This window comes from Bradyrhizobium sp. T-1, assembly GCF_053592855.1.
Genome location: NZ_CM132115.1, coordinates 1934345 through 1958532, shown reverse-complemented (window position 1 = coordinate 1958532; position 24188 = coordinate 1934345). Strand labels below are relative to the sequence as shown.

Below are 24188 nucleotides of genomic sequence, written 5' to 3'. Positions count from 1 at the left end.
GGCCCGATCGTGGCCGCATCGACACATCATGTTGCCCAGACACAGCACAGCGCCCGAAAATCGGGTGCGAGCGCGTGCCATTTGACTGAAATTTTCGGATCAGTTGAGCGGTCACATTTACTCGAACTTTCGTTATGACGCTCTAGTTCCACTCCGGAATGTTCCGTCTCCAGAAGGGGAAAGCGTCTTCCAAGCGCGGCAACTGTTTCCGCTTCGAGCGAAGCGAGGTTCGACAGCTTCGTTCCGACCCGCAGCGATTGCGCCCCAAAGGCCCAGTTGAATAAGGCTTTATCCGATCTGGCATCGAAATGAATTTGGCTCGCGAAGCGATTGAATTAATGGGACAGGTGGCGCGGATCCTGTGGTTCGAAGGCACCAAGCACGGCATGCGCGATCGTGAGTGGATGGCGCTGCGATTTCTCTCCCGTGCCAACCGGTTCTCCACAACGCCTTCGGCGCTGGCGAGCTATGTCGGCACCACGCGCGGCACGGCCTCTTTCATCATCGGCGAGCTCGAGCGGCTCGGCTATGTCGAGCGGAAACGCTCCGCCAAGGACAAGCGCTCCGTCATGCTGAGCGTGACGCAGCAAGGCAAGAAGTTTCTAGCACGCGATCCCGTCAATGGCCTGGTCGATGCCATCGCCGTCCTTGATGATGACAGCAAGATCCGCTTTCGCGACACACTGCGACACGTGCTCGATCAGGCGGACGCCGCCGAACAGCGGCATCATACCGACGTCTGCAAGCGATGCATCTTCCTGCGGGAGGATCGCACTGCTTCCGAGAACAAGACCACGGTCGAGTTCACCTGCCGGCTGTTTCGCGCGCCGATCGCGGAAGCCGAAATCGACCTGCTATGCACCAGCTTCGAGCATCACCGCCAATAGAAATGGCCGCCGCTCATTTACGCGCGGAATGAACCACGCCGCCGCTGGTCTCGACGACAAGACGGCCGTTCTCGTTCCTGATCTCCTCGATGCGGCCGAGGCCCGGGACCTGCTGGCCAAGCACGGCCTCGACGACGCCGTTCGGCCCTTGAAGGATCGCGATACCCTCATAGGCCTGACGGACCGACCAGCCTTTGATCACCTTTCGCGGTGCCGAGCTGCGTTCGACCGGAGACACTGACCCCGTGGTCTCGGGGGCAGTGACCGAGGCCATCATCGGCATCGCCGGCGAGGACGGCTGCACAGCAGCGGGAGGCGGCGGCTGGACCTGGGCCTGGGCGAGCCTGTCGAGCTTTGCCGTCGAGGACGAGCTCACCCGCTCGATGCGATCCAGATTCTCGGCGAACCGGCCGAAACGATCGCTGGTCGCCTTGCTCGACTGATCGACCGCGGTTCGCAGGCCGTCGAGATTCTCGGAGACGCCGGACAATTGCTTGCGCAACTGGGCGACCGTATCGCGCAGATTCCTGATCTCCGCATTGGCCGCGGCATTGGTCTGGCTCGGCTGCGTAGTGAGATAGGCAATGACGCCGGTGCAGGCGCAAACCACCAGGATGGCGGCAACCGCCAATGTCGCGAGCGGTGCGACCCATGTCGGACGCGGCGGCGGCGGCTTGGCCACGATCACCGCCGGCTTGATCACCACCGGCGCAGGCTTTGGTATCGCCATCTTATCGAGGCGCGCCTTGGCGCGAATGCGCTTCAATCCCTCGAGCGCTGCCTTGGCCGCAACTTCGTCGCTCGCTGCAGACGCGGGCTTGGCAGCTGTCGCAGGCCTGGCCGCGCGCTGCGCATGATTGATCTTCGTATCGCGCGTTTCCGGAGCCGGCTTCGCCGCGGCGGCCGAATCCGCAGTTTCAGCGGGACGCGTTTTTCCATCGGACAACATTTGAAAATGCTCCGTTCGTTTTCGATCTGTCGAACGAAGCTAATTGGCGAAGCTTGCCTGAAACGTGCGCATCAAAAATTCCATTCGTCACAAGCAATGCGACATCGAATGGTGTCCAACGCGTCATGCACGAGGCAAAAGTGCGACTCGAAAGACACACACTCGCCAAGATTTCGCCAAGCTGGAGTCTCGCCGCGATATATGAGTCGAGTTGTCGCACCGGAGTGCGCAGCAAAGAGAGTCAATCCGGGGTTGAAAACCCCTCACTGCGGCGGCCCGGCGGCACTACCCAAAATAGCTGTATTTGTACGGGTATCCGGAACTTTATAACCGTCACGGTGCAAAACTAGTTCGAATTCCAAATCAACTGATGTGAAACGACATACAAAGAAACAACCGGAAACAAACCAACAGCATCAAACACACGTAGCAAACGCTTTGTTTCGCACGCTTGATCGGAAATCGGCAATTGTTACGGTTGACATCAAGTGATTCTCGCCCGTTGGCGAGGAGATCGACTGAGTTCAGTAGTGTTCGAGCGCAACGAGCAACGTGACGCAACTGTACCAGGTCGTTTTCTCAATCCGCCCCGCAAGATGATACGTAAGACATCCGCCGGGCTTCACGCAGTAAGCGTTCAGTATCGAGTCGAAGTAACAGGCCTGCTCACGCAGGCACTGAATGCGTAGGGCTGCCCGCGAATATCGAAACCATAACAACGATTCGCGGGAGGGAAATATCGTCAAACAGCATGGCTGACGAGCCGGGGCATCACAATAAACCTCCCGGCCGCTGCAAGTGCGAAACAGGGGCGACTGACTGATGTATATTATCGTTGATGATCGCGAGAGCGTCACGAACAGCTACGTAGGAGGGCTCGTTCGCGAAGGCGTATCGTCGATCGGCTTCTCCTCCGGAGAATTCTGGGACTGGCTGCAATCCGCGAACGAATCGGACCTAGCAGCCGTTGATGCCTTTCTTCTGGGGGACTGCGATGCCCGCGGAAGCCTGCCACGGGCGATGCGCAAGCGATCCGCGGCTCCGATCATCGCGATGAGCGGCCAGAAGATGCTCAAGAACACGTTGGAGCTGTTCGAGGCGGGCGTCGACGACGTCGTGCACGTGCCGATTCACCTGCGTGAGATCCTCGCCCGGACGGCCGCGATCGCACGCCGCCGGGTGGGCGAACTGCCAAGGCCCTGCGAGACCAGGATCCAGGTCTTCTTCAACGGACGTGATCCCGAGATTGCAGGGCACGCCCTCACCCTACCCCGCCGCGAGCTGCGCATTCTCGAATATATGGTCAGCAATCACGGCAAGTGGGTCACCAAGACGCAGATCTTCAATGCCGTCTACGGTATCTTCGAATCCACGTTCGACGAGAGCGTGATCGAGAGCCACGTCAGCAAGCTGCGCAAGAAGCTCCGTGACCGCCTCGGTTTCGACGCCATCGTGGCGCGGCGGTACGTCGGGTACCGGCTCAATATCCCGGCCAACGAGGCCATCGACGAGTCGATGCAGGATCTCGACGAGGTCGGCATCCTGTTGAACCGGGCTCATGCCGTTCCGGCGGCGCACCCGGCCGGCAACTGACGCGCTACAGAGCCGCTCGCAAACGACCACCGGCCTCTGCGGGGAGATCCCACAGAGGCCGGTTTTTTTGTAGGCAGAAACGCGGTTACGCCGGCCGAGCTTCGCGGCCCGGCGTGTTACGGCTTCTGCTGGAATTCTTCCTTGGAGACGTAATTGAAGTCCTCGACCAGAACATCCTGGACGATGTCGGCCCGCATCCGCTCATTGACGCGCTGCTTGATCGCCGCGGTGAGGACTGAAAGATCGTACCGGGCGAGCTTCCTGAAATCGAGCTTGTCGTCGGCATAGACTCTGCGGAAGGCCTCATCGACGACGAATGGTTCCGGAGGAACGGTGAGCTGGTGCATGGTCTTGGCCTCCACGGTGTAGACGAAGCGCGCGACGATGTAGCCTTGCACGGCACCGCTCTCGACCATGGGCACGCTCAGCGCCCGCGTCTTCTGATATTGCAGCCCGTCGAGATATTCGTCCTTTGCGGGCAGCAGGCTACCGTTTTCCTTCCAATAGGCCACGCCATAGCTCGTGCCCGCAGTGAGGATGCATACCCAGAGCCCGGCCAGCACGAGTTTGATCATTTTCCGTCCCGCGCTGCGCGACCGGTATAGGTGCCGTCGGACTCGGCCTCTTTGATCGCCCTGACGATGATGGTGGCGACCTCACGCACGGCGTCGTAGTGCATCTCGAGGAGGGAGCGGTTCCGCTCCAGTTTCTCGCGCAGCCGCTGAATCTCCTCGGTGATTTCGGTCTCGCCGCCGAGATGCATCCGTGCCCGAATCAGGCGGACGAATTCCAGCATGCTCCGGCTCTTCCGGGCGCTGAAGTCGTCGAAATCGACCTTCTGTCCGGTCGCGAGTGCGGTGGTCTCCTCCTCGACGATGTTCTCGAGCCGGCGAATAGCGGCCAGCAGGCCACTGACCTCCTCGGACCGCGTCGCCTCCAACCTTGCCGCTTCCGCGTCGTCAGAAATCATGCCGCTGCCGATATCGGGCAGGAGCGCGGGCAACAGAGCATCGCCCGGCGCGACCTCCGTCATTCCCTCAGTGTCCACGACCGGCTGCTCCATCACCGGAGCCGTCGCGCTCTGTTCTACCTGCATAGCAAATTCCCCCCTCAACGTTCGTCACCCATTTCCCAGATCCATCACCCGGCCTTGCCCGTCGCATCCGGAGCCGCCGGATGGGCCGATGCGAGCTGCTTGGCAATTCCGATCCCCTTGCCCTTCGCGAGCTGGGCGCCGAGCTGCTCGGCCAGCATCGATTTCCAGATGCCGCCGGCGGTGCCCTTGCCAAACACCTCTTCCGACTCCTTCGGCAGCATCGTCTCGACGAAGGTCTGGAGGATGAACGCCTCGAACTTGCGATAGACTTCGTCCGGGCCCGGCTTCTTGATCACCTGCACCGGCGGCCCGTTCACCACGCCAGATTGCGCCTCGGCCATGCTTGCGGCGGATTGGTCAGTCGCCCTGCTGGCCGCTGCGTCCATCGACTCGGCGAAATCGACGTCCGACGATTTCAGCGCGTCGAGCTTCGCGGTCGCTGCGCGTTGCGCCACAGGATCGGCGGCGTCGAGGACGTCGAGAACGAGGTCGGATGTCGCTGTCACGATCATGGCTTGTTCCGGCTGGCTGGCCGCGGCGTCAAGTCGCGCACGGTGGCATGTGTGCCCGTCATGTCCTCGAGCGATCGCTTCTCGGCCTCGCGCAGCTTGTCGGCCAATGCCGCCTTGGCGACCTCCTCGAGCTGCTTGACGCGCCGATTCTCCGAGCGAACCTTGTCGAGTTGCATTGAAGCGCGCTCCTGCACGGCGCGCTCGCCGACGCTCGTCCTGTTGAGGCGCCGCGCGATCGAGTCGCTGGACGATCCCGCAGGCGGCTTGCCCCCATTCAGGGTTCCAACCAGCCACGCCTGCTCGTCCTGCATGGCCTGCTCCTGCTGCCGCAATTGCGCGAGCTGCCATTCGGACAGCCGGAGCTGAAGCTTCACCAGCGAGACGATTCGACCGACCTTGTCCGCGCGGGATGTCATTGCCGTCACCCCGCCAGCCATGACGACAGACCGAGCATGAACTGCGTCAGCAACTCGTCGCTGGTGAGGTAGAGCAGCAGGAAGCCGCCGAACAGGACGAACGGCACCGAAACGAAATAGACCGGAATCGCCGGCGTCAGCTTGTTGATGAGACCGACCGAGAAATTGACGACGATGGAATAGACGATGAAGGGACTCGTGATGCGCAGCGTCAGCGCGAATGCGTCCGTGAGGCGACTCACGAGCTGGTTCAGCGCCATCTCGCCGCTCAACTTCTCGCCGGGGTACCAGACGTCGTAGGAGTTCATCAAACCGCGCAGGACCTGCCAGTGCTGGTCGGTCAGGAAGAATAACGTCGTGACGGCGGCCATGACCAGCGGCACGACGGGCGGCGCCGGATCTGTGTCGCCGACCGGTGTGCCCGGGATGCTGCTGAGCCCGATCGCGCTCGCCATCACGGCGAGCATGGTCTGGAGCGCGAGGAAGAACACACGTCCACCAAGGCCGATGACGCAGCCGACCAGCAGCTCCGTGCCAATCAGGAGCGCCAGCGTCAGCGGCGACGCATCGTCCACGAGCGGCTTCAGGATCGAGAGCAGGATCGGCGTCAGCGCGAACGTCGTGACCAGTGCGACGAACAGACGTATCTGCGGTGGAACGTTCACGCTGGAGTAGCCGGGCACAAGCATCAGGCACGCGCCGATACGGCAGAACACGATGAACGTGGCGAGCACGTTGTCGGCAAGGCCGTTGATCACGAGATGGCTCCGAGCGCCCGAATCTCGGCACTGCGAGAGACCTCGACATGCGACAGGATGGGCAATGTCGGGAACACCCGTTCCAGGATCATGCGGACATAGGGCCGCGCTTCCGGGGTCACCGCCAGCACTACGCTGGTGCCGTCCTCGGTGAATTTCCGGATCGCGGCGCTCGCTTCGGTCGCGAACTGCTCGATCAGCCGCGGGTCGGCGTCGAACTCGACGACGTCACCCTTGCCGTCGCGCTTCAGGCTCTGGTGGAAGGCCAGATCCCAACGGTTGCCGAGACGAAGGACATTGAGGACGCCGTTGTCGGAGAGGTCACCGCAGATCTGCTGGGCCAGGCGCATCCGCACATGCTCGGCGACCTGCTCGGAGCGCCGCACATGGGGAGCGATCTCGGCAATCGCTTCCAGGATCAGATGAAGGTTGCGGATCGACACCCGCTCACCCAGCAGGATCTTCAGGATTGCCAGCAGACCGGAATAGGAGATCTGTGACGGGCAGAGATCGTCGACCAGGCGCTTGTATTCAGGCTCGAGCCGGTCAAGTAGTCCGCGCATGTCCTTGTAGGACAGAAGCTGCGAGAGATTTGCCCTCAGCACCTCGCTCAGATGCGTGAGCAGCACCGACAGATTGTCGACCGGCTTGCAACCCTGACGCTTGACCTCTTCGGTGAACGCTTCCGTCACCCACAACGCCTTCATGCCGAAGGCGGGTTCGATCACCTCGTCGCCGGGAACGTCGGGCTTGCCGTCCTTATCCACCAGCACCAGCACCTCGCCGATCCTGAGCTCGCCATGTGCGACACGGGTATCGTGGATCCGGATCTGGTACCCCTTGGGGTCGATCGACAGATTGTCCGACAGCTTGATCTCGGGAATGACGAAGCCGTATTGCTTGGCGAACTTCTTGCGGATCTTGCTGACGCGGTGGGCGAGCTCGTTGCGCGATCCGAGCAGGTGGACCGAGAGATGGCTGCCGAGCGACAGCTCGATCTCGGCGGTCTTGAGCGACTCCTTGACGGATTCCTTGGCCTCGCTCTGCGCCCGCTCTTCCGCCTTGCGCGCGTCTTCCTTCTGCTTCGCGGCCGCCTGGCGCTTCGGCAGCGAATAACCGACGAAGGCCATGACCCCGCCGAGCAGCACGAACGGCGGCATTGGCAGCCCCGGCATCAAGGCGAGGACGAACATCATCAAGGAGGCCGCCGACACTGCGCGCGGATAGCCGCCGAGTTGCCGCAGCACCGCCTGCTCGGCCGAGCCCCTGGTGCCGCCCTTGGACACCAGAAGACCTGCGGACAGCGACACGATCAGCGCCGGCATCTGCGTGACCAGACCGTCGCCGACGGAGAGTTTTGTGTAGACGTCGGCGGCGCGCGACAGGGTCAGACCGTGATGGGTGACGCCGATGATGATGCCGCCGAAGATGTTGATAGCCGTAATGATCAGGCCGGCGATGGCATCGCCGCGCACGAATTTCGAGGCACCGTCCATCGCGCCGAAGAAGGAGCTCTCCTCTTCGAGCTCGCGGCGCCGGCGTTGGGCTTCCTTGTCGTCGATCAGGCCCGCAGAGAGGTCCGCGTCGATCGCCATCTGCTTGCCGGGGATGGCATCCAGGGTGAAGCGGGCGCCGACTTCGGCGATACGCGTTGCGCCCTTGGTGATCACGACGAAATTCACCGTGACCAGGATCGCGAAGATGATCAGGCCGATGACGAAGTCGCCGCCCATGACAAACTTGGAGAAACCGGCGACAACGTGGCCGGCGGCGGTCTCGCCCTCCCCGCCGCGCGACAGGATCAGGCGGGTGGTCGCGACATTGAGTGCGAGCCGCAGGATCGTTGCGATCAGGAGCACGGTCGGGAAGGCGGAAAAATCGAGCGGCCGCTGGATCCACAACGCGACCATCAGGATCAAGGCAGCCAGCGCGATCGAAAAAGCGAGGCCGAGATCAATCAGGATCGGAGGAATTGGCAGGAACAGGATCGTGAGCATGGTCACGATACCGCCCGCGAAGAAGGCATCCGCGCCGAAGCGTCGCGGGTTCGGCAGGCTAGCAGCTAACGTATCGGCCATGGGTCACCGGCAGCAGGGTCCGCCCCGCAATTTGCCCCGCAAAGCTTACGCGAGGGTGGTGGCCGGGCCGGGCCCTTCGGATCAGAAGCCGTGTTCGATCCGCGAATAGACCATCTCGGTGAAGGTGGAGAGATGCGCGCCGATGAAGGAGCCGGAGATGGCCACGACCACGAGGATCACGATGATCTTCGGGACGAAGGTCAGCGTTGCCTCCTGGATCTGGGTCAGGGCCTGGATCAGCGCGATGAGGATGCCGACCAGCATCGCCGCGCCGACTGCGGGTCCGCAGGCGACGAGGATGGTCCAGATCGCCGCCTGGACGATGTCGAGGGCGTCCCGCTCGTTCATCGCTAGCTGCTGATCGTGAGGCCGGGACCGACCGCGACCTTGGTGCCGTCTTGAAGGGTCGCGATGGACCCGGTGCTGTTGATGGAGATCGACGCGACCTTGCCGGTGAAGGTCGCTCCGGTCGAGTCGGTGAAGCTGACGGTCTTTCCGATCAGCCCGTCCGCCTGCGACAACGACTGTGAAGACAGCAGCGAATCCAGCTTGGTGTTGGTTTGCATCGCCTGCTCGACCGTCGACAGCTGGGCGAACTGGCTCATATATTGCGACGTATCCGTCGGATTGGTCGGATCCTGGTTCTTCATCTCGGCGATGAGGAGCTGGAGGAAGGTGTTGTAGTCGACACCGGTGCTCGACGTGCTCGATGTTGACGAGGTCGAGCTGGTGGAATTGGTGCTCGTGGTATCGGTCGCGCTGGAAACGTTCATGTGCTTCTCCGCTGTCAGGCAGCCTTGAATGGGGATTCCGTAGTGGCGCCGGCCAGGATCGCCTGTTCCAGCGGAAACAGCGCCCGGATCCGCTTGAGTGCCTCGAAGTAGCGGGTTCCGCCGACCATCTCGTCGATCATGGCGAGCCCGTCCAGCATCTCGGGGTTCTCGCACACGGCGAGCAGCGCCGCGTGGTGCTGTCCATAGAGCGATGCGGCGGCGCCGACATCGGTCGGATTCATCAGCATGAGCTGAACGATGAAATAGAGCTGGCGCATCGCCGTGGTGGCGTCGGAGGCCTGCATGACCTGTGCTTCGAGCAGGAACATCACGTCGTTGACGAGCTCGAGCGAGACCTTGCGGTCAACGCGCAGCACCGCGCCGTTGATGTAGACCCGTTCGCCCGCACGCAAGGAAATCTTCATTAAAGCGCGTCTCGGATTAGGCGGTTGATTTCGAGGAGTTGCATCACGTCGTTCGACCTCTCCTCGCGAAGACGATCGGCTTCCTTGACGACCCACAGGCCGATCGAGATGATGTCGGCACGCAGCTGCTCGGGCAGCCCGTTCTCCGGATGCGCGAGATCCTCGATGAAGATCGTCCACAACCGCCGGACGTAGAGCAGGCTCTGGACCTGATCCTCCATGCTGAAGCGCTGCTCCTTCTGGAGCCGCTCCAATCGGTCGATGCCGAGGCTGAGCGCCTGGCGCTCTCGCCCCCGCGCCTCGTAACCACTGTCTTCAACGACGGTTTCGTAGGCTTCAAAAGTCATCCGGACAACTCTGCGCAGGAATTTGCAAAAAACTGAATTGAAGAGCGTCGACGGCCCGGGCTCAGAGATAGTTGATGAGGCTGATCTTCTGGAGCTGCGAGGTGAGCGCGAGCGCCGTCTGGATCTGGGTCTGCAGCGCATTGACGCGCGTCGATGCTTCCGCCGGATCGACCTGCTCCATGCCGACGATCTGATTGTTCAGAATGTCCTTCTGGGTCTTGAGCTTGTCGGTCGCGGTGGTGATCCGCTGCTGCACCGTGCCGACGCTGCCGCCGAGCGCAGCCAGGTCGGTGATGGCGCTGCCGACGAGGCCGATGGCCTTGTCCACGACGACCTGGAACGTCGACTGGTTCAGGTTCGCATTCCCGAGATCGGCCATCATGGTGTAGGCCTCGGCAAGCTTGCGGAAGCCGATCTGGTTGGCACTGACGGACGTATCGGCGATCTCGGTCGTAGAGATGCGGCTTTGCATGACCTGGTCGGTGGCCGATGACCAGTTGGTGTTCCAGGCCGGGCTGGCGAACTCGGCATCGAAACTGGTGTTGAGGAACGTCTGCATCTGAGCCGGGGTAATGCTGCTCACGCTGGCCGAGGATTGTGAGAAGCCGAAGGCCGCAAGAAAGTCGGCATCGACCTGGTTCTTGCTGGCCGAGCCGGCGGTGTACGCCGTGATCGGCTGGTTCTGCGTATTGATGCCTGAGAACAGATACGAACCGTTGTAGGAGATGTTCAGCGCGCCGATCAGATCCTGAAGGTTGGAGGACGCGGGCGGCAGAATGATCCGTCCGCCGCCGTCGGTGCTGCGGGCTGCGATCAGATCCTTGAGGAAGTCGGTTGCGGTCGAGCTGAGCTGGGTGATGCGGTCCTGGGTCACGTCCAGGCGTCCCGCCACGAGCCCGTTGGTATCGACCAGTTGATCGGCGAAGTTCAGGTCCGCCCGCAGGGTGACGTCGCCGCCTGTCGTGGCACCGAGCTCGAGGCCGACATCGGCGAAGCGGCCGGTGGTCGCCTCGGTCGAGGCCTTGCTCAGCGCAGCCTGATTGTTCGTGATCGAGTACCTCAATGACGAGGACAGCATCAGGGTCGAGATATAGTTCGCGCTCATCATGGCTTAATTCCCCACCGCGGCCAGCAGGCTCTGCAACATTTGATCAACGGTCGAAATGATTTTCGACGACGCCGAATAGGTGCGCTCGACCTGGAGCATCAACGACATCTCGTCGTCCATGTTGACGCCGTTGACGTTCGACAACGCCGTCGTGCTGCGGTCGAGCAACGTGCTCTGGTACTGAGAGTTGTCGTTGGCGGTCTTGCGCTGATTTTCGATCCAGCTCGTCGACGACGACGCGTAGTCGATCAGACTGCCGTTCGGCTTGCCTTGCGTGGTCGCGTCGAACGGCTGTGATCCATCCATATTGCTGATGAGCTGCTGGAGCCGGGTCGAATAGCCGCCATTGCCGGCAGTGTTGTATTGGTAGGCGACGTTGCCGCTGATGGCACCATCGCGCAGCAGATTCGGGTTGCCGCCCTGGGCCGGGTCGACCGATGCCGCGACCGAGATGGTGCCGGCGAGGCCGACCGACACGGTGGCGCTCGCAGGCATCGCCGGCGCACCGGGATAGGTGAAGAGGCCGGGAACGTCGGGTAGCGCCGCACCCGATTGATCGCTTTCCTTGAAAGCATTGACCAGACCGCGGGCGATTTCGTCGAGCTGGCTCTGATACGTGACTGTGTCATTGTCGCGCAATTGGGCGAGACCGGCGAGCTTGCCAGATTTGATCGGCATCACCGAATTGGCGCCGGTCACGGGCACGCCATCGATAAAGACCGCGTTACCCGTGATGCTCGCCGAATAGGAGGTGGTCGGTGCGAAGCTCACGGTCCGCGCCGTCTTGTCGAACAGCACCACGCCACTGTCGGTGTAGAGCGCGGCATCGCCGTTGGTGCGGATCGACATCGTGACGCCGACCTCCTGCGACAATTTCGAGACGATACCGTCGCGCTGATCGAGATAGTCGGTCACGTCATCACCGGCGATCGTTCCCTTCACGATCGCCGTATTGACCATCTGGAACTGGGAGAGCAGCTGGTTGATGTTCTGGACCGAAATGTTCATGTCGGCATCCGCGCCCTCGCGGACCGATTGAACGGTCTGGGTTGCTTGGTTGAGCGCGGTCGCCATGTCCTTGGCGGAGGTGACAGCGGCCTGCGCCAGCGTCGCGTTATCGGGCGCGTTGGCATATTGTTGAAGCGCCTGCTTCAGCGCATTGAGTTGCGCCGTCGGCGACTGGTCGAGCTCGGGATCATCCACCGTGGCGGAGGCGATCTTCTGGAGACCGTCATAGATCGCGCTCTGTGTCGCGGCCGAGGAAGTCGCGGTCAGGACGTTGGCGTACAAGCCCGACGAGGCGGCGCGCTGGATCGCGGCCACATAGACGCCGGCGCCGGGAAGGTTGTCCAGCTCGGTGATCTTCCGCGAATAGCCGGTCGTGCTGGCGCCGGCGATGTTGCGCGAGATGGTCGACGACTGGATGCCCGACGCCATAAGCGAGGAGCGGGCGGAGTCGAGGGCTGACGTAAGGGACATGACGTGCTCTTGCCCGCAATCGGCGCTGAGGGGCTCAGCGCTTCAGGTTGACCACGACGTCGAGCAGGTCGGCGCCAGTCTGGAACGATTTCGAGTTTGCGGTGAAGCCGCGCTGCGCCTCGATCATCGACGTCAATTCATCCGCGAGATCGACGTTGGAATCCTCGAGCGCACCCGACTGGATGGTTCCGAGACCACCCTGGCCGGCGAGGCCGACCTGCACGTTTCCGGAGTCGAGGTTCGGCGAATAGACGTTGCCGACCTCGGGCGTCAGATGGTCCGGGCTCGGCACCGTCGCGAGCGCGACCTGGAAGCTCGGCAGCTCGGTGCCGTTCTTGAGCACCGCGGTCACCACGCCCTTGCTGTCGATATTGACCTTCTCGACGGCGGATGGCGCGTTGCCGTCGACGGTCGCCTTGAAGTCGAAGCTGGAGGCGACCTGGGTCATGGCCGACATATCGATGTTGAAGGCCGAGCCGCCGGGAATGTTCACCGAGAGCGCCGTTGGGCTCGTTGCCGCCAGCGCGCCCTTGCCGGCTGCCGTGACGTCGAAGGTGAATGTGGTGGCGGGCCCGCTCGTCGTCAGCGCGGTTGCTCCGTTATAGACCTCGATGTCCCAGGTATTCGCACCGGTCTTCGCGGCATAGACGTCGAGCGTCACAGCGTTGCCGATGTTGTCATAGGTCACCATCGACGTCTTCGATGTGTAGCTCGACGGGCTGGCCGGGGCCGCCGGAACGATTGCTGCGGCACTCGGGTCCAAATTGGCGGCCACGGTCGCCTTGGTCGAGGGCGATGCCTGCAGCGCCATCTGATTGACGTTGATGACCTGGAGGCCGCCGAAGCCGTTGGCGGCAACGTTGGGCGCCGCGCCGTTCTGGATGTTGTAGCCCATCAACTGGAAGCCGGCCGTGTTGACGAGGTTGCCCGTGCTGTCGGGCACGAACGAGCCGGCCCTCGTGAGAAAGTTGGTTCCGTTCGCGTCCTGCACGACGAAGAAGCCATTCCCCTGCACCGCGAGGTCCGTCGTCGAGGTCGTGAACTGGAGATTGCCGGGATCGGTGATGGCGTAACGGACCGTGGTCTCGACCGCACCGGAATCGTAATTGCCGGAGCCGCTCTTCAGGATCAGCGAGGAGAACTCCGTCGAAGCCCGCTTGTAGCCGACCGTGTTGACGTTCGCGATATTGTCCGAGACCGTCGACAGCTTGTTGGATTGCGCGTTCATCCCGGAAACGCCGGTGCGCATAACACCATACAGGCTCATGAAGTAGGCTCCTTTGGCAGATTGTAATTACAATGGGGGGTCTTGCTTGCGCGGGGCTGATGATTATCGGCGATGCACAACTTCATGCAGCCGTTGGTCATCTCATGTTGTTTTGGGCTGACAGAACGAGCGCGCCTTGTCGGTCCAGGCGCCGAAACCGCTGGAGACGAGATGCGCGACGATGTGGCAGACATAGCGCCTCTGCGCCGGCTGATTGTTGGGGCCCGCATTGTAGCGAGCGACCGCCATGGTCCAGCTTCCCTCGTGCTGCTTCAGCTCCTTGAGAAAGCGCGCGGCATAGTCGACATTCTTGGCCGGATCGAACATCGCCCGTACCGAGCTGAACTTGTCGCCGTGAAAATAGTGGTTGATCTGCATGCAACCGAGATCGATCAGCTTGATGCCCTTGGATCTCATCGCCTCGAAATTCGCCATCGCATCATCCACGTCCTTGGCGAACACGGTCTGTCCTTCGGCACCGAGCGCGTAAGGATAGAGCGCGCCGCGCCGGCCGGTCTCGGTGAGGCCGACGGCATAGAGAATGCCGAGCGGAATCCCGTGCTGCTGCGAGGCGCGCGCCATCTCGCGCTCACAGGGGCGCGCAGCGTCGGTCGCCGCCGCCTCGACGAGGCCGGCGTTACAGATAAACAGGGCCGCGGCGAGTATGCGGCGCCACGTCCTGGTCATGGCGTGCCTCCTGGTTGGGCTGCTGTTCCTGTCGGGTTTGCCTGGCTCCGCCGTCCGACTGACCGGACGACGTGCCCGCACCGCCGAACGCGCCTTGCGACTGGGATGATTGTTGTTGCTGGCCCGAGAGCTGCGGCTGCGACTGGCCGGATCCGGCCTGGAATCCGTCGAGCGAGCCGTGCTGCACCGGCGCAACGTCGGCTACGTACCCCGCGGACTGCATCAGGTCGCGGATCTGGTCGCGCTGCTGATCCAGCATCGTACTGGTGTCCTTGCGTTCGGCAGCCAGCTGAACCGAGACCTCGTTGCCGACGAGACGAAGGCGCATGGTGACATTACCGAGCGTCGGCGGCTCGAGATTGACGGTGAGGATCCTGAGCGGCTGGTTCGGCGAATTGCCTTGGGCCCCGACGAGATCTGTCGCTGTAGCCGCCGCCGGCGTCGGCGAGCCTTTCAACTCCGACATCGCCGCATTTGCGACTTGCTGGGTCGCGCTGAACTGCGCCACGGGAGGCAGATGTGTTTCCTGCTGAACCACCGTGACCTTGGTCGTTTCCGGCGGCGCGTCCCGCCCCGCGGAGTTTACCGCCCGCTCGACATTCGCCGCGATGGCCTCGAAGCCAGGCGTGACGGTCATGGCTTTCGGTTGAACGTCGCTTCCCGCCGGCATCATCTGGTCGGTCGCTGCGGCCTGTGGGCTCACAGGCTGCAGGCGCGGCCCGGATGTATCGGTCGCCGAACGCGCGACGGTCGACGGCGCGGCGGCAGATCGCCCAGCATCAGCCGTCGGCATGCCTGCCATGCTCTGAACCTCACGCTTCGTTGCAGACGGCCGCTCGTCCCGAGCCGACGTCTCCTTCTGGTCGCTCGACGCCTGCGGCACCTGCATCGTCACGACCGGCGCGGCAGCGAGCTCCTGCCCCATGATCGTCGATACGCTCAAACTGCCCGGGACGTCCGCCTTCGCCGATCGATCGACCGAATCTTGCTTGGTCGGCGACTTTGTCTCCTCGGTGCGCCCGTGCACCGGCGCATCCTTCGGCGTGTCACGCCCGGTCAGCTGGGCCAGGCGCGGGCGCAACGGAGCGGCCTTCGTGGTCGTATCGGTACCCTGATCGTCCAAGGCTCGCTTGGCCATGTTCGAAACGGTGTGGAGCAGATCGTGGAACGAGGAATCGTCGGCCGCTTTCCCGCCCGTTGTTGCTGTACCCTTTACTGAGCGCGACACCCCGCGCGTGAGGGCTTCGGCGAGACCTGCGAAGAGCTGTCCGGAGGTTCCACTAAGCTTGGTCATGGACGGCGATCCTTGGTGAGAAGCTCCAGTTCGCCGAGCTGCGTCTTGGCGCGCGCGAGCATTGCGTTGGACGACGCGAGATCGATCCGCGCCGGGGTGAGCGGAGGCTTTTCGGCCGACGCGACCGCGGGCGGAGCCGTAATCGGCTTGCGGACGTCGAGTGCGAGCTGAAGAGTTGCGTTGAGCAGCAGGGCATCGCGCTCCGACAGCTTCGATTTGTCGAGCGCCTTCAGCTCCGCAAAGCCGCCGTCATACTCGTCGGTGAGGGCACGGGATGCACCACGGTAAAAATGCGCGCGCTCGCGGTCCGCCGTGGCATCGGCGCTGAGCGTCAGCGCCCGCTCGCCTGCAAGCCGCGTGACGGCCAACTTGCCGCGAACCAGCGCGCCGCGCGCGATCACCAGATAGAGCTTGAGGCGGCTGGCGCGGTCGACCTGTTCGAGCAGCGCCGCGATCCGCGCAAAGCGGCGATCTTCCAGGGCAAGGCTTGATTGCGTCAGGCCCGTGGAGAAGCGCTGCCAGAAATCGCCGGCATAGACCGAGTTGCGGAAATGGCGGATATAAGCCAGCGTCAGGAACTCGAACTTGTCGAAATCCTCGGCCTGCCCGACCAGCAGAATCTCGCGCCGCAACGCCGCCTCTTCGACGAGCGTGCCCGGCAGCAGCAGGCGTGCGTCGTCGAGGCGCGCGATCGCGAGCGACACCTCGGACCGGGCGAACAGCGCGCCCTGGACCAGCGCGACTTGTCCGCCCATGCCCGACGGGATCGCGCGCGGCTTGACGTCCTTGAGCAGGTCCCTCGCCTCGTCCTGTCGGCCTTCAACATAAGCGAGTGCGCCGTCGAACAGCCGTGAATCGACGCTGATCTTGTCACGCGGCAGCTTACGGACGATCTGCGGCGCGCCGCCGGACAGCAGGTAGATCACGACCGCCTGTCCGTTCTGCGGATTGCTCCACACGCTCGCGTCGGCGGCGAGAAACTTTTCGCCGATCTGCCGGATCAGCGCGATGTGGCTGTCATGTGCCGCGGTGTCGCCATTGGCGATGCCATCCTGCACCGCCTGCAACGCGCGGACGAGCTCGTACGGCTCGCCGGACGGCGGTGCCGGCTCGGCTGCTCCGCGTGTCGCGACGAGCGACAACACCATCAGCAGCGCGGCGCGGAGCAGCGGCCTCGTCAAAGACGCTTCTCCCGGATCAGGATCTCGATTCGCCGGTTCTGCGCGGCGGACGGATCGTTCGGAAGCTTTGGCCGGCGGTCGGCATAGCCTTCGACATGCTCGATCCGCTGCGCATCGATGCCGGAGCGAACGAGCATGTAGTAGGCCATTTGCGCGCGCGCGGAGGAGAGCCGCCAATTATCGTAATTGTCCGATTTGTATGGACGATTATCAGTGTGACCGCGGACGATGATCATGCCGCGGCGCTTCGCGATCAGCGGACCGATCTTGTCGATGACGCGGACGAGCTCGGGCCGCGGCTCGGCCGATCCGACCGCGAACATGCCGAAGCTTGCATCGTCGGTCAGGCTGACCAAAAGGCCCTCCTCGACCTGGCGGACTTCCGCCACTGGTCCGGCGCCGGCCTTGATGTCCGACAGCGCATCGGCAATCGCCGACTGAAGCTGCTTGACGGTCGGCTGCTGGGTCTGTGCCGCGTCGCGCGGCTCGGATTCCTTCGGAGCGTCGGCGGAACGCGCCTGCGGCGCGGTGTTGGCCTGAAGGTTAGCCTGCGTGTTCGCCTGGACGCTGCCGTCGCGCGAAGACGATGACGCCGGTCCCGGCGGTAACAGCGGCGACAGGCTCGTGGACGACGCCTGCGCGTCGGGAGCCACGCTGCCGCCGGCATCATCGGTCTTGCCGCGGCGCGGCTCGCCCTGATTTGTGCTGGCCGGATTGTCGCGCGCGACCGCATTCGGCTTCGGCTCGACGTCCATGATCCGGTCCGCTTCCTTGGAAGCCTCGGGCGCGAGCTTCCAATAGCCGGGATCGAAGGGGTCGCGATAGGCGTCACCGCCCTTGAGGCCATCTTCTTCCGCAGATGTCAGCGCACCTGCGCGCCGCTGTCCCGAGGCCTGGTTGGAGCTCGCCGCGATCTCGGCGAGCGTCGCGTAGGGATCGCGGAACAGAACCTTCTCTTCGTAGAAGGGCGGCTTCTCGGCCGTCGGCGAGTCGCCGCGGCGCTCCTCATTCGGCCCGGACGGCTGGCGCTTGCCATCCTGCCCCTCAAACGTCGTCGGCTCTTTCTTGGTGAGGTCCTTCAGGCCCTTCGGCGCGGGCGCGTTCTCGGCGAGCTTGATCGGGTTGAAGTAGCTCGCAACCACCTGCTTCTGGTCCTGGTTGAGCGCATTGAGCAGCCACATCACCAGGAAGAACGCCATCATCGCGGTCATGAAGTCCGCATAGGCGATCTTCCAGACGCCACCGTGCGCCTTCTCATCCTCGAAGGCGCCCCGCCGGCGGATGATGACGAGCTCGTGCTTGACTTCCTCCATGGTGCGGCTACCGGCGCGCCTCTTTCAGCCGGTCCATCCAAGCCGAGATCTGCGTCTCGATCGTGGTCTGGTCGGCGAGGACCCGAACCTCGACGGTGTCGGCGGACTGGTATTCGACGCCGGTGCGGCCGGCGAGATTGAGTTGCGTCCTGACGAGGTCGATGAGCTCGCTCGGGCCGGTGACTCGGAACGCCGGCACCGGAGAATTGGAGGTCAACGCCGAGATCTGCTCGATGAGCGATCCGATCGCCTTGTCGCGGACCGCATCGGCGAGGAACGGCAGCAATATCCGCGCTACGGAGCTTGCGATGTTGCTCTCGATCTCACGGCAGGCGGCGTCAAAGCCGTTGACGATGGCGACGGCTTGCTGGTCGGACCATTTGGCCCGCTCCTCGCCGAGCCGAATCGCGCTGCGGACGCGCTCTTCGGCGAGCTTGGCTTCGCCTTCCGCAAGGCCGGCGGTATGACCGCGACGATAGGCGTCATCGAGAAGATTGACAGGCGCGGCTTCCGGCGCGGGCGCCGGGGGCGGCTGAAGTTGCGGCTGCGCTTGCGCCTGGCGCTGCGGTTGAGGCTGCGGCTGCGATTGAGGCTCGCGCCGGACCTCCTTCTGTCTTGTAAGCACGTCCTGGATCTTGGGCGGCGGAGGCGGTGGCGATTTGGCCCGGCCGTTCGCGTCGAATTGCGTCAGGAGCTTTCCAATTGCCGCGTTCATGCTGCCTCCTCGCGCCGCATCCAGTCTTTAAGGATTGCTGCCGCCTGCATCTGATCGAGGCGAACGATCTGCTCCAACCGCTTCTGCGGCGTGCGCTGCATCTTGCCTTCGAGATCCTCGACAAGGTTGAGCTCGGGATCCTGACTGTCGGCCAACGCAAGGGCCGAGGCCGCCTCGAACTCGGCGGCCTCGGCCGCCTCGGTCAGCTCCTGCTGCGCGCGATGGGTCAGGATGCCGTTGACCGCGGGCCGAAGTCCGAACCAGACCAGCATCGAAGCGACGGCCAGGATCGTCACTGCGTTGATGACGCTGCCGAGCTGCTTGTTCATCATCTCGACGAAGCTGATTGGCGGCACCGGCGCGAGGTCGCGAGAGCCCTCCACGAAGTCGACCGCGGTGACCTGGATCTGGTCGCCACGCGCCTTGTCCAGACCACCGGCGGTCGCAGCGAGCTGACTGATCTCGGCCAGCTTGCTGTCGACGATGGCCTGGTTCGTCTTGTCGCCGAGATCAGCGACCAGCCGCACGCGGTTGACCAGGACGGCGATGAAGAGCTTTTTGACCGAGTAACCGTCGCTCACCGTCGTCGTGGTCTTGGATGAGACCTCGAAATTGGTGACGTCCTCGCGACGCGTCTTGTCTTCGCTGGAGTTCTTGGTGCCGCCGGCGTTGACCTGCTGGTCCGGAAGATTCTGCTGCACCGTGGTCGGCGTCGAGCGATCCGCATTCGACGACTTCTCGTTTTCGCGGACATTGCGGACGGAGCGCTCGGCGCGGGTCTCCGGATCGTAGACGGTCTCGTTGATCTGGCGCTTGTCGGTCGAGAGTTGCGGCGCGACGCTGACCTCGAAATTGTCCAGGCCCAGATAGGGCGTCAATGCCTTGCGGATGTTCTCCTGCACCATGCCGCCGACGGTCTTCTGCAGGCTCGCCATCTTGGTCGGCGCGGCGCTGGCTTCATCTTCCTCAGCCAGCAGCATCGAGCCGTCGGCATCGAGCACGGTGACCTTGTCACGCGTCATGCCGGGAATGGCGGCCGCGACGAGATGGCGGATCGATTGCGCCGTGCGCGCCTCGATCGCTCCGTCGGTGCGCAGCACGACCGAAGCCGAGGGCGGTTGCTGCGTCGCGCGGAACGAGCCGCGTACCGGCATCACGATGTGCACCCGAGCAGCCTTGACGCCCTTCATCAGCTGAACGGTACGCGCGATCTCGCCCTCGAGCGCGCGAAGCTTCGTGACCTCCTGCATGAAGGAGGTCAACCCGAGCGACCCGATCTTGTCGAATAACTCGTAGCCGGAGTTGGCGCTGGTCGGCAGCCCCTTCTCGGCCAGCAGCATCCGCGCCTGGCTGGTCTGGCTCGGCCGAACTGAGACGGCATCGCCGGCCGCGTTGACGTCGAAGGCGATATTCTGCTCGCGCAGCGCGGCGCCAATGCGCGTCACGTCTTCGCGGGTAAGGCCAGTGTAGAGGGATTCGAATTCCGGCCGGCTCAGATAATAGGCGCCCCCGACCACGGTGACGAGGACGGCAAAGCCGATCAATCCCAAGGCCATCAGACGTCGCGGCCCAAGTTCCAGCAGATTGTTGAGCAGCTGCTGTAGCTGCGCGCGACTGAGCATATGACCTCGTACCTATGCGAACTGTAAGGACACTCCGCCGCCAACCTTGTCTGAAGGTTGCGCGAAAACGTGAATGTGCCGCTTCGCAGACGAGGCGTTGCAATTTTACAAGAGCTTTGGGCGACGCAGACGGGTCGTAGGCGACGAGCGGGCGATCGAGCGCGCGACGACGCGATCGGCTGCAGCAAATTGCATGAGGTCAGGCGTCAGGAAATTGATTGCGGGCACATCATGTGCCATCCCCAACCGCCGGTCGGCGGCGGGACCGTGCTCCCAAAGGGAGCACGGTCATGTTCGAAGCCGGAGCTTACTTGAACAGCGAGAGAATGCTCTGGCTGTTCTGGTTGGCGATCGAAAGCGCCTGAACACCGAGCTGCTGCTGGGTCTGGAGCGCCTGAAGGCGGGTGGATTCCGCGTTCATGTCGGCGTCGACGAGCTGACCCACACCGCGGGTCACCGAGTCCATCAGGGTCTTGACGAGTCCGTGTTGGTCGCGATGCGGTTCTTGACGGCACCGAGGTCGGCGGCGGCAGAGGCCACCGAGTTGATCGCAGCGGTCACCTGCGTGATGTAGCCGGTGAGCGTGGTCTGGTCGGCTGCCGAGTCGGTCAGCGTGCTGATGTCGATCGTGTTGACCGACGCACTGCCGCTCACCTTGTCCAGGATGCCGCCCTGGGAGCTGGTATAGAGCGAGTAGTTGGCGATCGTCAGGGTGATGGAGCCGATGGTAGGCGTGCCGCCGACGCGAGAGAACGACGACACCAGGTCGAAGGTCGCCGGCGTCGCCGTCGTCGTGCTCAGCCAGTTCACGCCGTTGAAGGTCGCCGCCGACGCGGTACCCTGCATCTGCTGCTGGATCTGGGTGATGTCGGCCTGGATCTTGGTGCGATCGATACCGGCGGTCTTGGCTTCGACCAGCAGCGACTGCAGCTTGGTCAGGCCGCCGGTGCTGTCGCCGACAACCGCGGTGAGTGCGGTATATTCGGTATCGACGGTCGCAGCCGACAAACCGAGCGAGTCGGAGACGGCGGAGAGCGCGGCGTTGTCGGCGCGCATCGAGGTCGCGATCGACCAGTAGGCGGCGTTGTCCGAAGCGGTCGCGACGCGCTGGCCGGTCGAGATCCGGCTTTCAGTGGTCTGGAGGCTGGAGCTGACGTTGCGCAGGGTCTGCAGCGCAGTCATCGCAGCGGAGTTGGTGAGCAGACTTGAACTCATGTTTGACGTCCCCTTGAAAACGAATTGAGATTTTTGGGACATACCGGGCTTGCACCGGTACGGCAGGGCGGCATCATGCCTTTGGGCCGCGGAAAAGCGCGCTCAACCTGCCGTAACAGCGGCGATAGCACGCGAAGTTTGCGCGAGGCTTGTGGCTATGTGACCGGACCGCAGCAGGGTGAGCCCAATTCGAGACGCCCAGTTGACATCTCGACGCGCGAACAGCGCACACCAAAATGAAAAGAGCCGCGCCTCTTGCGAAGCGCGGCCCTCTCGGGTGGTTATTTGGGCTTAGCGGAACAACGAGAGGATGCTCTGGCTGTTCTGGTTGGCGATCGAGAGCGCCTGGACGCCGAGCTGCTGCTGGGTCTGGAGCGCCTGAAGGCGGGTGGATTCCGCGTTCATGTCGGCGTCGACGAGCTGACCGACACCACGATTCACCGAGTCCATCAGAGTCTTGACGAAGTCCGTGTTGGTCGAGATGCGGTTCTTGACGGCGCCGAGGTCGGCGGCGGCGGACGCCACCGAGTTGATCGCAGCGGTCACCTGCGTGATGTAGCCGGTGAGCGTGGTCTGGTCGGCCGCCGAGTCGGTCAGCGTGCTGATGTCGATCGTGTTGACCGACGCACTGCCGCTCACCTTGTCCAGGATGCCGCCCTGGGAGCTGGTATAGAGCGAGTAGTTGGCGATCGTCAGGGTGATGGATCCGATGGTCGGCGTGCCGCCGACGCGGGAGAACGACGACACCAGGTCGAAGGTCGCCGGCGTCGCCGTCGTCGTGCTCAACCAGTTCACGCCGTTGAAGGTCGCCGCCGACGCGGTGCCCTGCATCTGCTGCTGGATCTGGGTGATGTCGGCCTGGATCTTGGTGCGGTCGATACCGGCGGTCTTGGCTTCGACCAGCAGCGACTGCAGCTTGGTCAGGCCGCCGGTGCTGTCGCCGACAACTGCGGTGAGTGCGGTATATTCGGTATCGACGGTCGCAGCCGACAGACCGAGCGAGTCGGAGACGGCGGAGAGTGCGGCGTTGTCGGCGCGCATCGAGGTCGCGATCGACCAGTAGGCTGCGTTGTCCGAAGCAGTCGCCACGCGCTGGCCGGTCGAGATCCGGTTTTCAGTGGTCTGGAGGCTGGAGCTGACGTTGCGCAGGGTCTGCAGCGCGGTCATTGCAGCGGAGTTGGTGAGAAGACTCGAACCCATTTTGATGTCCCTTTGAAGATTGAGTTGATTGGGGACATACCGGACTTGCACCGGTACGACAGGACGGCGTCATGCCTTTGGGCTGTGAAAAGTGGTTAGAGCCCAACCTGTCGTACGGCGACCGTAACGGCTGAAGCTTGTGCGGAGCTTGTGGCTCTGTGTTCCGGCAGCAACAGGGCAGCCGGAATTGCGACGTGGGCGAGACGTGGCATCAAACGAAAGGGCCGCGCTTCGCGAGAAGCGCGGCCCCTTCAGATGGTTTTCAGGCTTAGCGGAACAGCGACAGGATGCTCTGGCTGCTGCTGTTGGCGATCGAGAGCGCCTGAACGCCGAGCTGTTGCTGGACCTGAAGGGCCGACAAGCGGGTGGACTCCTGGTTCATGTCAGCGTCGACGAGCTGGCCGATACCGCGATCAACCGAGTCCATCAGCGACTTCACGAAGTCCGTATTGGTCGAGATACGGTTCTTGACGGCGCCGAGGTTAGCGGCGGCCGATGCCACCGAGTTGATCGCAGCGGTGACCTGCGAGATGTAGCCATCGAGCGTGGTCTGGTCGGCCGCTGAGTCGGTCAGCGTGCTGATGTCGATCGTGTTGACCGACGCGCCGCCGCTCACCTTGTCCAGGATGCCGCCCTGGGAGCTGGTATAGAGCGAGTAATTGGCAACCGTCAGCGTGATGGCACCGGTGGTCGGCGTGCCGCCGACGCGGGAATACGACGACACCAGGTCCACCGTCGTCGGCGTCGCCGTCGTCGTGCTCAGCCAGTTCACGCCGTTGAAGGTCGCCGCCGACGCGGTGCCCTGCATCTGCTGCTGGATCTGGGTGACGTCCGCCTGAATCTTGGTGCGGTCGATACCGGCCGTCTTGGCTTCGACCAGCAGCGACTGCAGCTTGGTCAGACCACCGGTGCTGTCACCGACAACCGAGGTCAGAGCGGTGTATTCGGTGTCGACGGTCGCGGCCGACAGACCGAGCGAGTCGGAGACTGCGGAGAGCGCGGCGTTGTCGGCGCGCATCGAGGTCGCGATCGACCAGTAGGCTGCGTTGTCCGAAGCGGTCGAGACGCGCTGGCCGGTGGAGATGCGGGTCTGCGTGGTGGCGAGTTGGGAGCTCACAGACCGCAGGGTCTGGAGGGCGGTCATGGCGGTCGAGTTCGTAAGCAGGCTTGACATTGCGAATGTCCCTTTATGTACGCGTTACATTTTCACGAGGGGACATACCGGGCTTTCACCGGTACGGAGGGGCGGCATCATGCCTTTGGACTGATATGG

24 protein-coding genes and 1 pseudogene are annotated in these 24188 nt (G+C 63.3%); 2 read left to right on the top strand and 23 right to left on the bottom strand.

Annotation, left to right across the window (positions count from 1 at the left end):
- Window positions 1–308 precede the first annotated feature (308 nt).
- Window positions 309–887, top strand: a complete 579-nt coding sequence (locus ACWAT4_RS09465) for a MarR family winged helix-turn-helix transcriptional regulator (RefSeq protein WP_212428230.1) — start codon at window positions 309–311, stop codon at window positions 885–887.
- Window positions 888–900: 13 nt separating this feature from the next.
- Here ACWAT4_RS09465 and ACWAT4_RS09460 read toward each other — a convergent pair whose 3' ends face one another.
- Window positions 901–1836: a hypothetical protein gene (locus ACWAT4_RS09460; protein ID WP_212447193.1), complete on the bottom strand. Its 936-nt coding sequence runs from the start codon at window positions 1834–1836 to the stop codon at window positions 901–903.
- An 822-nt stretch (window positions 1837–2658) separates the two neighbouring features.
- Here ACWAT4_RS09460 and ACWAT4_RS09455 point away from each other — a divergent pair.
- Window positions 2659–3429, top strand: a complete 771-nt coding sequence (locus ACWAT4_RS09455) for a response regulator transcription factor (RefSeq protein WP_212299153.1) — start codon at window positions 2659–2661, stop codon at window positions 3427–3429.
- Between the two features lie 116 nt (window positions 3430–3545).
- On the opposite strand, the gene ACWAT4_RS09450 is transcribed toward ACWAT4_RS09455, so the two are convergent.
- The 22 genes and pseudogenes from ACWAT4_RS09450 to ACWAT4_RS09345 form a co-directional block, all read right to left on the bottom strand.
- Window positions 3546–4004 carry a hypothetical protein gene (locus ACWAT4_RS09450; RefSeq protein WP_212299154.1) on the bottom strand — a complete coding sequence of 153 codons (459 nt, stop codon included), beginning with the start codon at window positions 4002–4004 and terminating at the stop codon, window positions 3546–3548.
- Entirely contained in the window at window positions 4001–4525 is a 525-nt protein-coding gene (locus tag ACWAT4_RS09445) for a flagellar biosynthesis protein FlgN (protein ID WP_212447192.1), read from the bottom strand. The genes ACWAT4_RS09450 and ACWAT4_RS09445 overlap by 4 nt, the downstream gene beginning before the upstream one ends.
- A 44-nt stretch (window positions 4526–4569) precedes the next feature.
- Window positions 4570–5037 carry a rod-binding protein gene (locus tag ACWAT4_RS09440; protein WP_212447191.1) on the bottom strand — a complete coding sequence of 156 codons (468 nt, stop codon included), beginning with the start codon at window positions 5035–5037 and terminating at the stop codon, window positions 4570–4572.
- Window positions 5034–5453, bottom strand: coding sequence for a hypothetical protein (locus ACWAT4_RS09435; RefSeq protein ID WP_212447190.1), 420 nt, complete (start codon window positions 5451–5453; stop codon window positions 5034–5036). The genes ACWAT4_RS09440 and ACWAT4_RS09435 overlap by 4 nt, the downstream gene beginning before the upstream one ends.
- Before the next feature lie 5 nt (window positions 5454–5458).
- A complete protein-coding gene (gene fliR, locus ACWAT4_RS09430; protein ID WP_212447189.1) occupies window positions 5459–6211 on the bottom strand; it encodes a flagellar biosynthesis protein FliR in 753 nt (250 codons plus the stop codon).
- Window positions 6208–8289, bottom strand: coding sequence for a flagellar biosynthesis protein FlhA (gene flhA, locus ACWAT4_RS09425; RefSeq protein WP_212447188.1), 2082 nt, complete (start codon window positions 8287–8289; stop codon window positions 6208–6210). Before flhA ends, fliR begins: the two co-directional genes overlap by 4 nt.
- Before the next feature lie 81 nt (window positions 8290–8370).
- Window positions 8371–8637 carry a flagellar biosynthesis protein FliQ gene (fliQ, locus tag ACWAT4_RS09420; RefSeq protein WP_128964483.1) on the bottom strand — a complete coding sequence of 89 codons (267 nt, stop codon included), beginning with the start codon at window positions 8635–8637 and terminating at the stop codon, window positions 8371–8373.
- Window positions 8638–8639: 2 nt separating this feature from the next.
- Window positions 8640–9062: a flagellar hook assembly protein FlgD gene (flgD, locus tag ACWAT4_RS09415; protein ID WP_212447187.1), complete on the bottom strand. Its 423-nt coding sequence runs from the start codon at window positions 9060–9062 to the stop codon at window positions 8640–8642.
- A 14-nt stretch (window positions 9063–9076) separates the two neighbouring features.
- A complete protein-coding gene (gene flbT, locus ACWAT4_RS09410) occupies window positions 9077–9487 on the bottom strand; it encodes a flagellar biosynthesis repressor FlbT (protein ID WP_212299162.1) in 411 nt (136 codons plus the stop codon).
- Window positions 9487–9834: a flagellar biosynthesis regulator FlaF gene (gene flaF / locus ACWAT4_RS09405; protein ID WP_212299163.1), complete on the bottom strand. Its 348-nt coding sequence runs from the start codon at window positions 9832–9834 to the stop codon at window positions 9487–9489. Before flaF ends, flbT begins: the two co-directional genes overlap by 1 nt.
- A 61-nt stretch (window positions 9835–9895) precedes the next feature.
- Window positions 9896–10942 (bottom strand): flagellar hook-associated family protein, encoded by a 1047-nt coding sequence (locus ACWAT4_RS09400; protein ID WP_212299164.1) that lies wholly within the window; start codon window positions 10940–10942, stop codon window positions 9896–9898.
- Between the two features lie 3 nt (window positions 10943–10945).
- Window positions 10946–12421 carry a flagellar hook-associated protein FlgK gene (gene flgK, locus ACWAT4_RS09395; RefSeq protein ID WP_212447186.1) on the bottom strand — a complete coding sequence of 492 codons (1476 nt, stop codon included), beginning with the start codon at window positions 12419–12421 and terminating at the stop codon, window positions 10946–10948.
- 34 nt (window positions 12422–12455) lie between these two features.
- On the bottom strand, window positions 12456–13688 hold the full coding sequence (locus ACWAT4_RS09390) for a flagellar hook protein FlgE (protein ID WP_212299166.1): 1233 nt from the start codon (window positions 13686–13688) through the stop codon (window positions 12456–12458).
- A gap of 102 nt (window positions 13689–13790) precedes the next feature.
- On the bottom strand, window positions 13791–14375 hold the full coding sequence (locus ACWAT4_RS09385; protein ID WP_212447185.1) for a transglycosylase SLT domain-containing protein: 585 nt from the start codon (window positions 14373–14375) through the stop codon (window positions 13791–13793).
- A complete protein-coding gene (gene fliK / locus ACWAT4_RS09380; RefSeq protein ID WP_212447184.1) occupies window positions 14326–15669 on the bottom strand; it encodes a flagellar hook-length control protein FliK in 1344 nt (447 codons plus the stop codon). The genes ACWAT4_RS09385 and fliK overlap by 50 nt, the downstream gene beginning before the upstream one ends.
- The gene (locus ACWAT4_RS09375) at window positions 15666–16850 is read right to left on the bottom strand and encodes a chemotaxis protein (RefSeq protein ID WP_212447183.1); all 1185 of its coding nucleotides are present in this window, start codon (window positions 16848–16850) and stop codon (window positions 15666–15668) included. The genes fliK and ACWAT4_RS09375 overlap by 4 nt, the downstream gene beginning before the upstream one ends.
- Window positions 16847–18163 (bottom strand): MotB family protein, encoded by a 1317-nt coding sequence (locus ACWAT4_RS09370; protein ID WP_212447182.1) that lies wholly within the window; start codon window positions 18161–18163, stop codon window positions 16847–16849. Before ACWAT4_RS09370 ends, ACWAT4_RS09375 begins: the two co-directional genes overlap by 4 nt.
- Window positions 18164–18170: 7 nt before the next feature.
- Complete coding sequence (locus ACWAT4_RS09365) at window positions 18171–18878, bottom strand: hypothetical protein (protein WP_212447181.1); 708 nt, start codon at window positions 18876–18878, stop codon at window positions 18171–18173.
- The gene (gene fliF, locus ACWAT4_RS09360; protein WP_212299172.1) at window positions 18875–20500 is read right to left on the bottom strand and encodes a flagellar basal-body MS-ring/collar protein FliF; all 1626 of its coding nucleotides are present in this window, start codon (window positions 20498–20500) and stop codon (window positions 18875–18877) included. The genes ACWAT4_RS09365 and fliF overlap by 4 nt, the downstream gene beginning before the upstream one ends.
- A gap of 307 nt (window positions 20501–20807) precedes the next feature.
- Window positions 20808–21715 (bottom strand): annotated as a pseudogene (locus tag ACWAT4_RS09355) (flagellin N-terminal helical domain-containing protein).
- Between the two features lie 291 nt (window positions 21716–22006).
- On the bottom strand, window positions 22007–22915 hold the full coding sequence (locus ACWAT4_RS09350) for a flagellin N-terminal helical domain-containing protein (protein WP_212427259.1): 909 nt from the start codon (window positions 22913–22915) through the stop codon (window positions 22007–22009).
- 268 nt (window positions 22916–23183) lie between these two features.
- On the bottom strand, window positions 23184–24089 hold the full coding sequence (locus tag ACWAT4_RS09345) for a flagellin N-terminal helical domain-containing protein (RefSeq protein ID WP_212301477.1): 906 nt from the start codon (window positions 24087–24089) through the stop codon (window positions 23184–23186).
- Between the last annotated feature and the right edge of the window lie 99 nt (window positions 24090–24188).